The organism is Mycolicibacterium austroafricanum, from assembly GCF_000612725.1.
GTDB lineage: Bacteria > Actinomycetota > Actinomycetes > Mycobacteriales > Mycobacteriaceae > Mycobacterium > Mycobacterium austroafricanum.
In genome coordinates, this window is record NZ_HG964450.1 from 806,841 (window position 1) to 820,412 (window position 13,572).

The 13,572-nt window shown below is 69.2% G+C and carries 15 protein-coding genes; 7 read left to right on the plus strand and 8 right to left on the minus strand.

Annotation, left to right across the window (positions count from 1 at the left end):
- Positions 1-86: 86 nt before the first annotated feature.
- The 3 genes from BN976_RS03960 to BN976_RS03970 are packed head-to-tail and all read right to left on the minus strand — an operon-like array spanning position 87 to position 2,928.
- Positions 87-959 (minus strand): sugar phosphate isomerase/epimerase family protein, encoded by an 873-nt coding sequence (locus tag BN976_RS03960; RefSeq protein ID WP_011777709.1) that lies wholly within the window; start codon positions 957-959, stop codon positions 87-89.
- A 4-nt stretch (positions 960-963) separates the two neighbouring features.
- Positions 964-1,995, minus strand: coding sequence for a Gfo/Idh/MocA family protein (locus BN976_RS03965; RefSeq protein ID WP_036368114.1), 1,032 nt, complete (start codon positions 1,993-1,995; stop codon positions 964-966).
- Positions 1,996-2,007: 12 nt separating this feature from the next.
- Positions 2,008-2,928 carry a sugar phosphate isomerase/epimerase family protein gene (locus tag BN976_RS03970; RefSeq protein ID WP_036368117.1) on the minus strand — a complete coding sequence of 307 codons (921 nt, stop codon included), beginning with the start codon at positions 2,926-2,928 and terminating at the stop codon, positions 2,008-2,010.
- A 271-nt stretch (positions 2,929-3,199) separates the two neighbouring features.
- Between BN976_RS03970 and BN976_RS03975 the strand changes: the two genes are divergently transcribed.
- The 6 genes from BN976_RS03975 to BN976_RS04000 all read left to right on the plus strand — a co-directional run bounded on the left by BN976_RS03975 (position 3,200) and on the right by BN976_RS04000 (position 8,021).
- Positions 3,200-4,234: a LacI family DNA-binding transcriptional regulator gene (locus tag BN976_RS03975; RefSeq protein ID WP_235621992.1), complete on the plus strand. Its 1,035-nt coding sequence runs from the start codon at positions 3,200-3,202 to the stop codon at positions 4,232-4,234.
- On the plus strand, positions 4,231-4,806 hold the full coding sequence (locus BN976_RS03980) for a TetR family transcriptional regulator (RefSeq protein WP_011777705.1): 576 nt from the start codon (positions 4,231-4,233) through the stop codon (positions 4,804-4,806). Before BN976_RS03975 ends, BN976_RS03980 begins: the two co-directional genes overlap by 4 nt.
- A 76-nt stretch (positions 4,807-4,882) precedes the next feature.
- The gene (locus BN976_RS03985) at positions 4,883-6,124 is read left to right on the plus strand and encodes an amidohydrolase family protein (protein ID WP_011777704.1); all 1,242 of its coding nucleotides are present in this window, start codon (positions 4,883-4,885) and stop codon (positions 6,122-6,124) included.
- A gap of 35 nt (positions 6,125-6,159) precedes the next feature.
- A complete protein-coding gene (locus tag BN976_RS03990; RefSeq protein ID WP_036368122.1) occupies positions 6,160-6,933 on the plus strand; it encodes a cobalt-precorrin-4/precorrin-4 C(11)-methyltransferase in 774 nt (257 codons plus the stop codon).
- On the plus strand, positions 6,930-7,571 hold the full coding sequence (bluB, locus tag BN976_RS03995; protein WP_036368124.1) for a 5,6-dimethylbenzimidazole synthase: 642 nt from the start codon (positions 6,930-6,932) through the stop codon (positions 7,569-7,571). The genes BN976_RS03990 and bluB overlap by 4 nt, the downstream gene beginning before the upstream one ends.
- Positions 7,572-8,021 (plus strand): VOC family protein, encoded by a 450-nt coding sequence (locus tag BN976_RS04000; RefSeq protein WP_084182189.1) that lies wholly within the window; start codon positions 7,572-7,574, stop codon positions 8,019-8,021.
- A gap of 9 nt (positions 8,022-8,030) precedes the next feature.
- Here BN976_RS04000 and cobU read toward each other — a convergent pair whose 3' ends face one another.
- The 5 genes from cobU to BN976_RS04025 are packed head-to-tail and all read right to left on the minus strand — an operon-like array spanning position 8,031 to position 12,419.
- Positions 8,031-8,558: a bifunctional adenosylcobinamide kinase/adenosylcobinamide-phosphate guanylyltransferase gene (gene cobU, locus BN976_RS04005; protein WP_011777700.1), complete on the minus strand. Its 528-nt coding sequence runs from the start codon at positions 8,556-8,558 to the stop codon at positions 8,031-8,033.
- Positions 8,555-9,292 carry a cobalt-precorrin-6A reductase gene (locus tag BN976_RS04010; RefSeq protein WP_011777699.1) on the minus strand — a complete coding sequence of 246 codons (738 nt, stop codon included), beginning with the start codon at positions 9,290-9,292 and terminating at the stop codon, positions 8,555-8,557. The genes cobU and BN976_RS04010 overlap by 4 nt, the downstream gene beginning before the upstream one ends.
- Positions 9,292-10,764 (minus strand): cobyric acid synthase, encoded by a 1,473-nt coding sequence (locus BN976_RS04015; protein ID WP_036368129.1) that lies wholly within the window; start codon positions 10,762-10,764, stop codon positions 9,292-9,294. Before BN976_RS04015 ends, BN976_RS04010 begins: the two co-directional genes overlap by 1 nt.
- Entirely contained in the window at positions 10,761-11,525 is a 765-nt protein-coding gene (gene cobF / locus BN976_RS04020) for a precorrin-6A synthase (deacetylating) (protein ID WP_036368132.1), read from the minus strand. Before cobF ends, BN976_RS04015 begins: the two co-directional genes overlap by 4 nt.
- A 24-nt stretch (positions 11,526-11,549) precedes the next feature.
- The gene (locus BN976_RS04025; RefSeq protein WP_036368135.1) at positions 11,550-12,419 is read right to left on the minus strand and encodes a LysR family transcriptional regulator ArgP; all 870 of its coding nucleotides are present in this window, start codon (positions 12,417-12,419) and stop codon (positions 11,550-11,552) included.
- Positions 12,420-12,510: 91 nt separating this feature from the next.
- Here BN976_RS04025 and BN976_RS04030 point away from each other — a divergent pair, with 91 nt between their 5' ends.
- Entirely contained in the window at positions 12,511-13,482 is a 972-nt protein-coding gene (locus BN976_RS04030; RefSeq protein WP_011777695.1) for a GGDEF domain-containing protein, read from the plus strand.
- Positions 13,483-13,572: the final 90 nt, after the last annotated feature.

Genomic DNA, 13,572 nt, shown 5'->3' on the forward strand with positions numbered 1-13,572 from the left:
CGCCCAAGTTGGGTGACCGCCGAAATTGCGCTCCATGCGGTGTTTTCGGGCCTTCTGCCGGCGTGGCGGACAATTTCGGCGGGTGGTCAGCGGTACTTGTCGACGTACTCGGTCATGGTCTTGAGCTGGTAGCGCGAGACGTCATGGGCGTGCTCGTCCTCGGCGAAGACCGAGGAGACCATCACGGTGTCGTCGCGGTCGTAGAAGCCGAGCTTGCCCAGGCCGCCGAAAAATTCGTCCCAGTCGACGTCACCGTCACCGATCTTGAGGTGCTGGTGCACCCGCACCGGGTTGCCCGGAGGGTTGGTGATGTAGCGCAGCCCGTGTGAGCGGTGGTGGTCCATCGTGTCGGCGACATGCACCAGCCGCAGCTTCTCGCCTGCCGCGGCGATGATCTCGGCCATCCCGCCGCCCATATGGAAGGTGTGGCACGCGACGTACACCATTCCGATGTTCGGCGAGTTCACCCCGCGGATGATGCGCACCGCCTCCATGCCGTCCTCGACGAAATCGTCGGGGTGCGGATCGATCCGTACATCGATGCCCTCGCGCTCGAAGATCGGCACCAGTTCCTCCATCGACCGGAAGAATGCCCGCTCGGATTCCTCGGCCTTTTCCGGGCGTCCGGAGAACTCGGTGTTGATCACGTTGACCCCGAGGTCGACGGCGATCTGCACGACGCGTTTCCAATTGCGCACCGCCGCCTCCCGGGCGTCCTCGTCCGGACCCGACCAGCGCAGCACCGGCAGCACCGACGCGATGCCGACGCCTGCAGATGCGCACGCCTTGCGGAACCTGGCTACCAGGGTGTCGTCGGCTCGCGGATGGTTGAAGAACGGGATGAAATCGCGGTGCGGAGTCAACTGCAGGTACTCGTAACCCAATTCCGCGACCAGCGCCGGGAATTCGAGCAGGTCGTAGTCGTGGTGGAACGGCGTCGGATCGAGTGCGATCTTCATGACGTCAGGCTCCAGGGATCGAGACGCGGTCGACCATGCTGACCGCGACGGGTTGACCGGACTGCAGGGCCTGCACGCCCGCCTCGCACACCGCGGTGGCGGCGTAGCCGTCCCACGCGGTGGGGCCATCTGTGTAGATCCCCGTCGTGCCGCCGGATCGGACCGCGTCGACCCACCGCTGGATCTCGGTGTCGTAGGCCTGACCGAACCGCTCCTTGAAGCTCGGGGTGATGGTGCCGCCCCACGTGCCGGGTGCGCTCTTGCGGACCAGGCCGACGTCCAGACCGATGATGACGCTGCCCTTTTCGGCGACCAGTTCGGTACGCACCTCATACGCGACACCGGTGGTGACGAACAGCTCGACATCGACGTGGCGGCCACTCGCGGTACGCAAGATCGCGATCTGGGGATCGCACAGTCCCTCGCGGGCAAGTGAATTCGGTGTGGGCTTGACGATCTGGATCGAGACGATCTCCTCGTCGAACAGGAAGCGTGTGACGTCGACCTCGTGGACCAGCGAATCCCGCACCGTCATGGCCGAATCGAAGTGGCCGGGCACCACAGGGTTGCGGTGTACGCAGTGCAGCACCAGTGGGTTTCCCAGCTCACCGCCGTCGATCAGCGCCTTGAGCGCGCGGTACTCGTCGTCGAACCGACGCATGAAGCCGACCTGGATCAGCCGGACGCCCAGCTCCGCTTCCCGACGCACCACCTCGAGCGAGGTCTCGACGTCGGTGGTCAGCGGCTTCTCGCACAGCACCGGCTTGCGGTGTTCCAGGCATGCCAGCAGCTGCTTCTCGTGCGTGGGTCCCGGCGTCGCGAGCACCACGGCGTCGACGTCCCGGTCGGCGATCGCATCCAGCGGGTCGGCGATGGCACGGCAGCCCGTGATGGTCGCGGCGAGCCGCTCGGCCTTCTCGGTGACCTGGTCGTTGACGACGGCAACGCGGGCACCGGAGATGCGGGATGCGATGCGCGCGACATGGTCTGCGCCCATCAGGCCGACCCCGAGGACGGCGACACCGATTTCAGACATGGGGAACGGCTCCTACTTGAAGGTGACGGAAGGGATGCCGCACGACCCGAGGTAGCTGCGGGTGCGCTTGGCGATGGGCAGGGGGGCGTCCGGCTCACAGGGGTACATGTCCTGCTCGACGATCGCGAAGACCTCGATGCCGAGCTTTTCGATCTCGGCGAGCAGTGATGGCATGTCCGGGATTCCGCGGGGAGGCTCGGTCATCGCGCCGAGCTTCACCGCCTCACCGAACGGCAGGTCCTCGGCCTCGACCTTGGTGCGGACCTCCGGATCGACCTGTTTGAGGTGCAGGTATCCGATGCGTTCGGGTGCCCGCCGGACGATGGCGATGTTGTCGCCGCCGCAGTAGGAGATGTGACCGGTGTCCAGGCACAGGTTCACGTACCGGCCGTCAGTGCCGTCGAGGAACCGGTAGACGTTCTCCTCGGTGTCGACGTGCGAGTCGGCGTGCGGATGGTATTGCGCACGCACACCGTAGGTTTCGAACATGGCCTTGCCGAGGTCGTTCATGCCGGCGGTCTTCTTCGCCCACTGCTCGGCGGTGAGGTTGCGGTCTTCGAGCACCTCCCCGGTGGCCGGGTCGCGCCACATCTCCGGGATGACGACGACGTGCGTGCCCCCGACCGCGGCGGTCAGCTTGGCGACGTCCTCGATCTGCCTCCAGACCGAGTTCCACGCGTCATCCCCACGGGATCCGGATTGGTGCAGGTGTTCGAACACCGTCCCCGCCGAGAGCTTCAGCCCGCGGGCGGCCAGCTCGTCGGAGAGCTTCGCCGGGTCGGTGGGCAGGTAACCGTAGGGGCCGAGTTCGATCCACTCGTAACCGGATTCGGCGACCTCGTCGAGGAAGCGGGAGTAGGGCGTCTGTTGCGGGTCATCGGGGAACCACACACCCCAGGAATCCGGGGCGGAGCCGACGCGGATGGTGCTCATACTGCGGTCCTTTCGATCAGTGACGTCGAGACGCCTTCGGATTCGAGACGTTCTTCGAGTTCTTCGAGGGTGCTGCCCTTGGTCGGGCACCGTGCGGTGCACGAACATCCACGACACGGGGACGGAACGGACACCGGGCACCTCATTTCGGAATCTAACGCGCGTTAGTAACGCGCGTGAGGTCTACTATGAATCGGCTCCACGAATGTGTCAACCGTCACGTATCGAAGGGATCTCGCCAGTGAGCACACCGCGCCGGCGTCGCCCGACGATGGCCGACGTCGCCGAACGTGCCGGGGTGTCGCGCACCCTGGTGTCATTCATCCTCGACGGCAAGCCCGGCGCCAGCGACGAGACGCGTCGGCGCGTGCTGGCGATGGCCGACGAGATCGGTTACCGACCCGACTCAGCGGCCCGGCTGCTGGCTCAGGGGCGCAGTCGCACGCTCGGCGTGATGACCGATGTGCGGCAGCTGTTCCAGGCCGAGCTCGTCACGCACATCTATCCGGCCGCCGAACGGCTCGGCTACGAGGTGTTGCTGTCGGCGAACCTGCCCGACCGCACCGAAGCCACCGTGGTGGACTCACTGCTCAGCCACCGGTGTGGCGCGCTGATCCTGCTCGGGCCCACGGGCGACCAGAGCTTCCTCGAGAAGCTCGCCCAACGGGCCCCGGTGGTGGTGGCCTGCCGGCGACTGACCGGACTGAATCAGCAGACACCGCTGGCCACGGTGCGGACCAACGACGCCAAGGGCATCCGGCAGGCCGTCGACTACCTGGTCGGGCTCGGGCACCGCAGGATCCACCACGTCGACGGCGGCTGGGACCCCGGCTCGGCCGACCGGTCCCGCGCCTACAAGGCGGCCATGCGCGCCCACGGGCTGGCCGAGGAGATCGTGGTGATTCCGGGTGCCCACAACGAGGACGCCGGCGCCGCGGCCGCACGCGCCATGCTGGCCGCGCCCACGCTGCCGACGGCGGTGCTGGCCGGCAACGACCGCTGCGCGCTGGGCATTCTCGACGTGTTCACCCGCGCCGGGGTGGACGTGCCCGCGCAGGTGTCGCTGATGGGATACGACGACACCCGACTGTCGGAGAACCCTCGCATCGACCTGTCGACCATCCATCAGGACGCCGCCGAGATCGCCCGCCACGCGGTGCAACTCGCGGTGCAGATGCTTGTCGAAGGACCGCCGCACGCCATGGACGTCGTGCTGGAACCGACGCTGGTCGTGCGGGGAACCACGGCCCCGCCCCGCGGTGGGCCCGCGGCGCGCTCCGGCATTGCTGACACAATCGAGGGATGACCACCGGCGAGCAGCCCAGTCTGCGGGAGCGCAAGAAGACGCGCACCCGCGAGACCGTGCGCCGGGAGGCCTTCCGGCTCTTCGAGCTCAACGGATACGCACAGACCACCGTCGACCAGATCGCCGAGGCCGCCGACGTCTCGCCGAGGACGTTCTTCCGCTACTTCCCGACCAAGGAGTCGGTGCTGTTCTCCGACGACCTGCTCACACCGATCATCGAGGCCTTCCTGGCCGCGCCCGCGGAATTGTCCCCGGTGGCCGCCTACCGCCATGCCGCCGCGCAGGTGTTCGCCGCCATGGCCGGGCCCGACTTCGACTACGTGATCGCCCGTCAGCGGCTTCTGTACGCCCTTCCCGAAGCCAAGGGCGCGCTGTGGAACGAGCACGTCAAGGCCATCCGGGTGCTCACGACGGCGATCGCGGAGCGGCTGGACCGGCCCGAGGACGACCAGGTGCGCGTGACGGCCGGGGCGATCATCGGCGTGTTCATGGCCGCCTCCGACGACGCACCGTTGGACGGCGAGGCGTTCCTGCAGGCGCTCGACATCCTCGAGACGGGCCTCCCGGAGTAGCCACTCGCCCATACCGTTGCCTTTACAGTACGATTGTCTGGAAGCAGCGGCCAGCAGTGAATCCCGGAGGTAACCGATGACAGAATCCGCCGAGCAGTTCCGGGATGCGCCGATCTTCGACGCCGACCAGCACATGTACGAGACCCCGGAGGCGCTGACGAAGCACCTCCCCCAGCGGTACTCCCGGGCCGTGCAGTTCGCGAACTTCGGCAGGCACACCCGCATCGTCATCAACAACCGGGTCTCCGACTTCATCCCCAACCCGACCTTCGAGCGGGTCGCCGCACCGGGTGCGCACGAGAAGTTCTTCGCGGGTGAGAACACCGAGGGCCTGACGCTGCGGGAGATGCAGGGCCCGGCGATCGAGGCGCCTGCCGCGACCCGCAATCCGGCCGACCGGGTCGCCGAGCTCGACCGCCAGGGGGTGCGCGAGGCGCTCAACTACCCGACCCTGGCCAGCCTCATCGAGCACGCCACCGCCGACGATCCCGAGTTGACGCTGGCGGTGATCCACGCACTGAACCAGTGGATGCTCGAGCACTGGGGTTTCGACTACCAGGGCCGGGTGTTCTCCACGCCCATCATCAACCTCTCCGAGGTCGACGGCGCCCAGCGCGAACTGGACTACGTCCTGACCCACGGCGCGAAGGTGGCGCTGATCAAGCCGGGGCCGGTGAACGGGCTGCGCGGCTGGCGCTCGCCCGCGCTGCCCGAATTCGACCCGTTCTGGCGCGACGTCGAGGCCGCCGGGCTGCCGATCGTGCTGCACGCCAGCTACCCGCCACTGGACGACTACGTCGGCAAGTGGGAGCCTCCGCACACCCAGAACTTCATGGCGATGAGCGCATTCCGCTGGATGGTGCTCGGGCACCGCGAGATCGCCGACATGATCACCAGCCTGATCTGCCACGGCACCCTGACCCGGTTCCCGAAGCTGCGCATCGCCTCCGTCGAGAACGGCAGCTCGTGGATCTTCCCGCTGTTCAACGACTTCGACGAACTGGCCAAGAAGATGCCGCAGAACTTCGGTGAGCATCCGCTGGACGTGTTCCGCCGCAACATCTGGGTCAGCCCGTTCTGGGAGGGCTGTGTCTCCGACGTCGTCAATACCGTCGGCTGGGACAAGGTGATGTTCGGCTCGGACTATCCACATCCGGAGGGCCTGGCCGAGCCGAAGGGCTTCTGGAAGTACGCCGAGGGCATGGACGTGCGCCGCACGTACGACTTCATGGGTGACAACGCCCGCCGCTTCATGGGACTGCCGATCGCCAACCCGGATCCGGCCGCGGCCCGGCCTCCGGCGCTGACCACCGCCTGAGACGTCGGCGGCGCCCGTATCTAGACTCCGGGGCGATGAATGATCGTGCGGTGCACTTCGTCGGCGCCGGGCCCGGCGCCGCGGATCTGCTGACCGTGCGTGCGGCCCGGTTCCTCGCCGACGCCGAACTGGTGCTGTACCCCGGCACCTACCTGGATGCCGCGGTGCTCGCCCACTGTTCACCCGACGCCGACCTGGTTGACACCGAGAACCTGGACCTGGACACGATCGTGGCCCGGCTCGTCGACGGCCACCGCGCCGGCCTTCGGGTGGTGCGGCTGGTCTCGGGCGATCCGTCGGTGTATTCGGCGCTCTCCGAGCAGACGCGCAGGCTCGACGCGGTCCGGGTGCCCTGGGAGGTGACGCCGGGGGTGCCCGCCTACGCGGCGGCCGCGGCGCGCGTCGGCCGGGAGCTCACCGTCCCGCTGGTCGCCCAGTCGGTGGTGCTCACCCGCACCCGGCAGCGTTCGACGGTGATGCCGGATACCGAGTCGCTCAAGGCTTTTGCCGCCACCCGCGCGACGCTGGTATTGCACCTGGCCATCACCCGGATCCGGGAGTTGATGGCCGAGATCGAACCGGAGTACGGCGCGGATTGTCCGGTGGTCGTGGTGTACCGGGCCTCCCAGCCCCAGGAATTGGTGCTGCGCGGCACGGTCGCCGACATCGCCGACGCGGTGCAGGAGGCCGGACTGCGGCAGGCCGCGGTGATCCTGGTCGGCCGCGCGCTGGCGGGCCGACCCGACCCGGACGCCGGGGAGAGCTACCTGTACGACCCGGCGCGCGACCGGTCGGGGCGCAGCTCGTGAGCGACGACTGCGCGGCGGCGCTGTACGACGTCATCAACCGCCGCCGTGACACCCGCCGCGAGTTCACCGGGGAGCCGGTCGCCGGCGACGTGCTGCAGCGGGTGTTGCTCGCCGCGCACGCGGCGCCGTCGGTCGGCATGTCCCAGCCGTGGGATTTCATCCTGGTGCGCTCACCGCAGACCCTGACGACCTTCCGGGACCACGTGGCCGCTGAACGGGAAACGTTCGCGGGCGAGCTGTCCGGGGAACGCGCCGAAACCTTCGGGCGCATCAAGATCGAGGGCATCTGCGAATCCGGCCTCGGCATCGTCGTCGGCTACGACCCCACCCGGGCCGGCCCGCAGGTGCTGGGCCGGCACGCCGTTCCCGACGCCGGCCTCTACTCGGTGGTGTGCGCGATCCAAAACCTCTGGCTGGCAGCGACGGTCGAGGGACTCGGGGTCGGCTGGGTGTCGTTCTACCGCGAGGAGTTCCTCCGCTCCCTGGTCGGGATGCCCGACCACGTGCGGCCGGTCGCCTGGTTGTGCGTCGGACCGGTGGCCGAGCTGCCCGACGTCCCCGATCTGGAACGCTTCGGCTGGCGGGCCCGATCCTCCCTGGAGACCGTGCTGCACCAGGAGTGCTATCAGGCGCGTTGAATGGGCGCCATGACAGTTCGCGATATCCAGGTGACGTTCGACTGCGGCGACCCCGGCGCCCTCGCCGGTTTCTGGGCGCATGTCCTCGGCTATGTCCTGCAGCCCCCGCCTGCCGAATTCGACACCTGGGAGGACGCCCTTGCCGCGATGCAGGTGCCGCCCGAGCGATGGAACGACGCCTCGGCGCTGATCGACCCGGACGGGCGGAGGCCGGGGGTGTTCTTCCAGCGCGTGCCGGAGGGCAAGACCGCCAAGAACCGGGTTCACCTCGACGTACGCGCGGCCGAGGGCCACGACGGTGCCGAGCGGATGGCCGCACTGGAACGGGAGTGCACGCGGCTGGTCGCGCTGGGTGCGACCCGCCTCGAACGCCACGAACCGATCTCCCTGCTTCAGGGTGGCCACATCGTGATGGCCGATCCGGAGGGCAACGAGTTCTGCCTCGACTGATCGCGCCCGTCAGATCTTGAGCACCCGGCCGGCGATCACCAGATGCACTTCGTCGCAGACCGCCGCGACCCGCTGATTGGCGGTACCGAGCAGATCACGGAACAGCACGCCGGACCGGTGCGAGGGCACCACCCCGAGCCCCACCTCGTTGGTCACGACGACGACCGCCTCGCGGCGTGCGGTCAGCGCGGCGCACAGCGCGGTGAGACGAGCGTCCACGGCGTCGTGCACCTCCCGGGAGCCCTTGTCCCACAGATTGTTCCGGTCCAGCACGGCCGTCAGCCAGGTGCCCAGACAGTCGACGAGGACCGCGCCGTCGGCGTCGCGGACCGCGGCGGCGACGTCGGCGGTCTCGACGGTCTGCCAGTGCGCGGGCCTGCGTGTGCGGTGGCCGGCGACACGCGCGTCCCAGTCCGGATCGCTGCCGTCGGCGGGACGCCCGGGCGCCAGATAGGTGACCTGTCGCGCGTCGCTCAGAAGTGCTTCTGCGTGGCGGGATTTCCCGGAGCGGACGCCACCGGTGACCAGGATCATCATCTCGACGCCCCGGGGAGGTTCCGGACCCAGGCCACGGCCTCGGTGGCGTCGTGGACGGTGGGCACCCCTGCGGCACGGGCCGGGCGCCGCACGACGACGACGGGCACGTCGAGCTGCGCAGCGGCCTCCATCTTCGGCCAGGTGTGTTGTCCCCCTGAGTCTTTGGTGATGAGTACGTCGGCGCGGTGTTCGCGCATCAGGTGCAGTTCGCCGGGCAGTTCGTACGGGCCGCGGCTGGTCAGCAGTCGCCAGGTCGGAGGCAGGGCCACGTCGGGGGCCTGCACCACCCGGGCCAGCACGGCGCGGTCGCGCAGGTCGGGGATGAACCGTGCGATCTCCTGGCGTCCGACGGTCAGGAACGGGCGGCGGCCAAGCTGCGCCGCGGCGGCGGCCGCCTCCTCGTGGGTGTCCACCCAGTGCCAGGAGTCCCGGCTGCGGTCCGCCCAGCCGGGACGCTCCAGGCGCAGCAGCGGTGTGTCCCCCGCCGCTGCGGCGGCGTTGGCCGAGATGTTCCTGGCGAACGGATGGGTGGCGTCGACGACGGCGTCGTAGCCCGACAGTGCGGCGCGCAGCCCATCTACGCCGCCGAAGCCGCCGATGCGGACCTCGCCGACCGGCAGGCGGGGGTCGTTGACCCGCCCCGCCAGCGAGGTGGTGACCTCGACGCTCTCCGCGGTCAGCAGTTCGGCCAACGCCCGCGCCTCGGAGGTGCCGCCCAGCAGCATGATTCGCATCACGGCGATCCGGGCGGCAGGAACGGAAGGCCTTGCGGCGGAGCATGTTCGGCGAGGAGCAGCAGCGCGTCGACGTCGAGGTGTTCCTCGACGAGATCCCCGAGGAGGTCGATTCGGTCTTCGCGAGCCTTCGGGAACGAGGCGCCGGATGCCGGCACTCCGAGGGTTTCGGTCAGGAAGCGCGCGCGCAGCGCGTCACCCTCGAACGCGCCGTGCCACATCGTGCCGAACACCGGGCCGCACCGGACGCCGCCGGGGAACTCGTCGCCGCCGGGGCCCGGGGTGATCCGTCCGTGGTGGATCTCGTAACCCGACGCGGAGGTGCCCTCCCACTGCCCCTCGGGAAGCCGAAGTGCCTTGTCGGCAACGAAATCCGTCTCGACGTCCAGCAGTCCCAGCCCGTCGGCCTCGGCGGCGCCGCCCTCGACGCCGTGCGGGTCGCGGATCACACGGCCCAGCATCTGGAAGCCGCCGCAGATGCCGAGCACCGGTCTGCCCGCCGCGGCGTGGGCCAGCACCGCCCGGTCCAGCCCGCGTGACCGCAGCCAGGCCAGATCGGCGATGGTGGAGCGCGTCCCCGGCAGCACCACCAGGTCGGCGTCGGCCAGAGCGCTTGGGTGCGAGGCGAATACGACGTCGAGGTCGGGTTCCAGACCGAACGCGTCGACGTCGGTGAAGTTGCTGATCCGCGGCAGCCGCACTACCGCGACCCGGCGCGCGCCCGGCCGGGCGGACCTGCGGCCCTGCAGTTCCAGGGCGTCCTCGGAGTCGAGCCAGAGGTCGGGGTGCCATGGCAGGGTGCCGTAGACCCGCCGGCCCGTGAGGCGCTCAAGGTCACGTAGCCCGGGCGCCAACAGGGCCGGGTCGCCGCGGAACTTGTTCACCACGAAGCCCGCGATCAACGCCTGGTCTTCGGGTGAGAGCAGTGCGACCGTGCCGAAGAACGCCGCGAACACTCCGCCGCGGTCGATGTCACCGACCACCACGGTCGGCAGTCCCGCGTGGCGGGCCAGCCCGAGGTTGACGTAATCGCCTGCACGCAAGTTGATCTCGGTGGGGCTACCGGCCCCCTCGGCGACGATGACGTCGTAGCGGCCGGCCAGGTCGTCGTAGGCGGCGTGCGCCGCGGCGGCCAGCGCGCGCCGGCCCTCCAGCCAATCCGACGAGGACACGTGCCCCCACGGCCGGCCCATCAGCACCACGTGGCTGCGGCGGTCGCTGCCCGGTTTGAGCAGCACCGGGTTCATCGCGGCTTCCGGGGTGGCACGCGCGGCCAGCGCCTGCACCCACTGCGCCCGCCCGATCTCGACTCCGCCGTCGTCCCCCGCGCAGACCATCGAGTTGTTGGACATGTTCTGCGCCTTGTACGGGGCCACCTTCAGCCCGCGGCGCGCCAGGGCCCGGCACAGCCCCGTGGTCACCGCGGTCTTGCCGGCGTCGCTGGTGGTACCTGCGATCAGCAGGCCCGTCATCGGTCTCTCCGGATCAGAAAGACATCCATCACCCAGCCGTCGTACGCGTCGGCCGCGGCACGGGCGTCGGCGACGGCGGGAAGCACGTCGCGCAGCCGCCCGGTGACCAGTCGCTCTCCCGGGGCGCCGAGGTTGGCGCCCCACCAGATCGTCCAGTCGTCGAGGCCGGTGAAATCCAGCCGCTCGGGCGGCGGGTTGAGCATCGCGACGATGTTGTCCATGCCCGCCGCGACCGCTTCCTGCAGCCGCCGGCCGGTGGTGACGTGCACGGGTTTGCCGACCTCATGCAGCACGATGCGGTGCCGCGCGGCCAGCAGCTGCGGCGCACTGATCCCGGGCAGTACGTCGAAGTCCAGCGCGACGTGAGGTTCCAGGAGGGCACGCACCTTCTCCACGACCCGGATCGTCGAGTCGTACAGCGAGGGGTCCCCCCACACCAGGAACGCGGCAGTGCCCCCGCGCTCCTTCAGGACGCCGGCGTACTGGGCCGCGCGGGCGTCATGCCAGTCGGAGACGGCGGACTCATAGCCGCCGGCGCTCAGTCGCTCGGAGCGGTCACGGGGCGGGTCGGGCAGTGCGACGAGCTCGGCGCCGCCGTGGGCGCGCACGATCGCGCGACGCAGCGCGAGCAGCCGGTCGTCGTCGGCCTTCTCGGCGGCCAGCACGTAGTCGACCGTGCGCAGGGCGCCGGCGACCTCCGGCGTGACGTGCTGCGGGCCCATGCCGACGCCGAGAATCCGGACCTTGACCGCGGCGACCATGTCAGCGATTGTCCCTGTCCGCGCTCACCGGTCGCGAAGCAGCCCCGACGCGGCCGAGTCGACCGCTGCGGTGACCTGCCTGACGGTGTCGCTGTCGAGCTTCCAGCACTGCCAGTACAGGGGCACGTCGAGATGCTGGTCGGTGATCGGCACGAACGACGCGTCCAGCAGCTGGATGGGGTACATGCCCCACCCCAGCCCGGCGTGCACGGCCGCGCCGAACCCGGCCGCCGTCGGGACGTAATGGACCGGACGTGCCACCGACCTGCGAAACACCTTGCGCACCAGTTGATCCTGCAGCGCATCGGCGCGATTCCAAGCCAGCGACGGTACCCGTTCCGCCGCCTCGCGGGTGAATCCGTCGGGGAGGTGACGCTGCACGTAGGCCTCGGTGGCCACCGGCACATACCGCATGACTCCGAGCGGTTGCACCCGGCAACCGGCCACCGGTGCGCGTTCGGTGGTGACGGCCCCCATCACCACGCCCTCACGCAGCAGCTGCGCCGAATGGTCCTGGTCTTCGATCCGGATGTCGAACAGCACGTGAGGCAACCGGGCGAACACCTCGGTGAACCACGTCGCCATCGAATCGGCGTTGACGGCCATCGCGATTCGGGGCAGTTCGGCGCTGCCGCCGCGCATCTCGGCGAGCGCCTCGGCCTGCAGCAGGGCCGTCTGCGCCGCCAACCGCAGCAGCGGTACACCCGCCGGTGTTGCCACACAGGGTTTTTCCCGCAGCACCAGCACCTGGCCGACGCGTTGTTCAAGGGCCTTGATGCGTTGACTGATCGCCGACGGTGTGACGTGCAGGCGCTCGGCCGCGGCGTCGAAACTGCCGAATTCGACGACTGCCGACAGCGCCGCCAGTTGCCCGGTGTCGAGCTGGTCCACCACATCAGCGATCCTAATCAATGCGCTGGTTTCATCAGCGATACTGATGCGAAACGGTGCACCGGGTCGCGTCGTCGTCGCCTAGGCTGCTCTCGTGGTGCTGACCGCCCGCTCCGACGCCGATCCCCCGGGTCGGCATCTGGACGAGCGCCTGCGGCGGAAGATGCTCCTCATCAACCTCGGCCTGCTGTCGGCCGTGTACGCGTTGGCAGTTGTCCAGGCACTGGTCCTCGACAGCCCCCGCTCGGATGCCCGCGGCGAGATCGTCGCCGTGGCGCTGACCGTTGCGGGCCTTCTGGTGTCGCTGCGCGCGCCGCTGGCCGGGTGGCGGTACGTGGTGGCGCTCTTCTGCATCAGCGCGGCCCCTATCCTGAGCGTCCTGTTCCACGAACTGATTGCCGCCCAGATCTGGTCGGTGGTGCCGCTGATGTTCGTGGCCATCTTCATCCGCACCTGGCACAGCGCGACGACGGCGCGGGTGGTGGTGGCGGGTATCGCCGCCGCGGCGGTGATCGCACTGCTGGTGGCGCCCGCTCCCATCCCGGTGGTGTGGCTGGCCTTCTACGCGGTGAGCGTGCTGGGAGCGGCCGAGGTGTTCGGGCTGGGCAACGCCGCACTGCTCGACGCGGCGTTCCGCGATCCGCTCACATTGGTGTGGAACCGCGCCGGGGTCAGCCGTCGAGTCGGCCGACTGGTCAGACAGGCACGCCGCCGCAGCCAGGAGATCGCCGTGCTGGTGTTCGACGTCGATGACTTCAAACGCGTCAACGACCAGCGTGGGCACGCCGCCGGTGATCGCCTGCTGACCGACCTCGCCGGCCGCTGGGTCGCGGAGATCCCGCGATCCAGCGTCATGGGCAGGATCGGTGGCGACGAGTTCGTGCTGATCGTGGGCGGATTCGACGAGACGCAGGCCCGGGCGCTTGCCGACCAGCTGACGAGCGGACTGCCCGTGCCCGTCACCTACGGTGTCGCGGCGGGACCACCCGGGCACCGTGCGCTCGACACCCTGTTCGCGGCCGCCGACCGCGATCTCTATGAACGCAAACGGCTACGCAAAGCGTAGGTGGACATACATATCGGGCGACTATGTAAGGGATTCAGCGCGGGATCATGCATTCGCCTGCCTGTTTCCGCCTGATGGTCATACATTGTT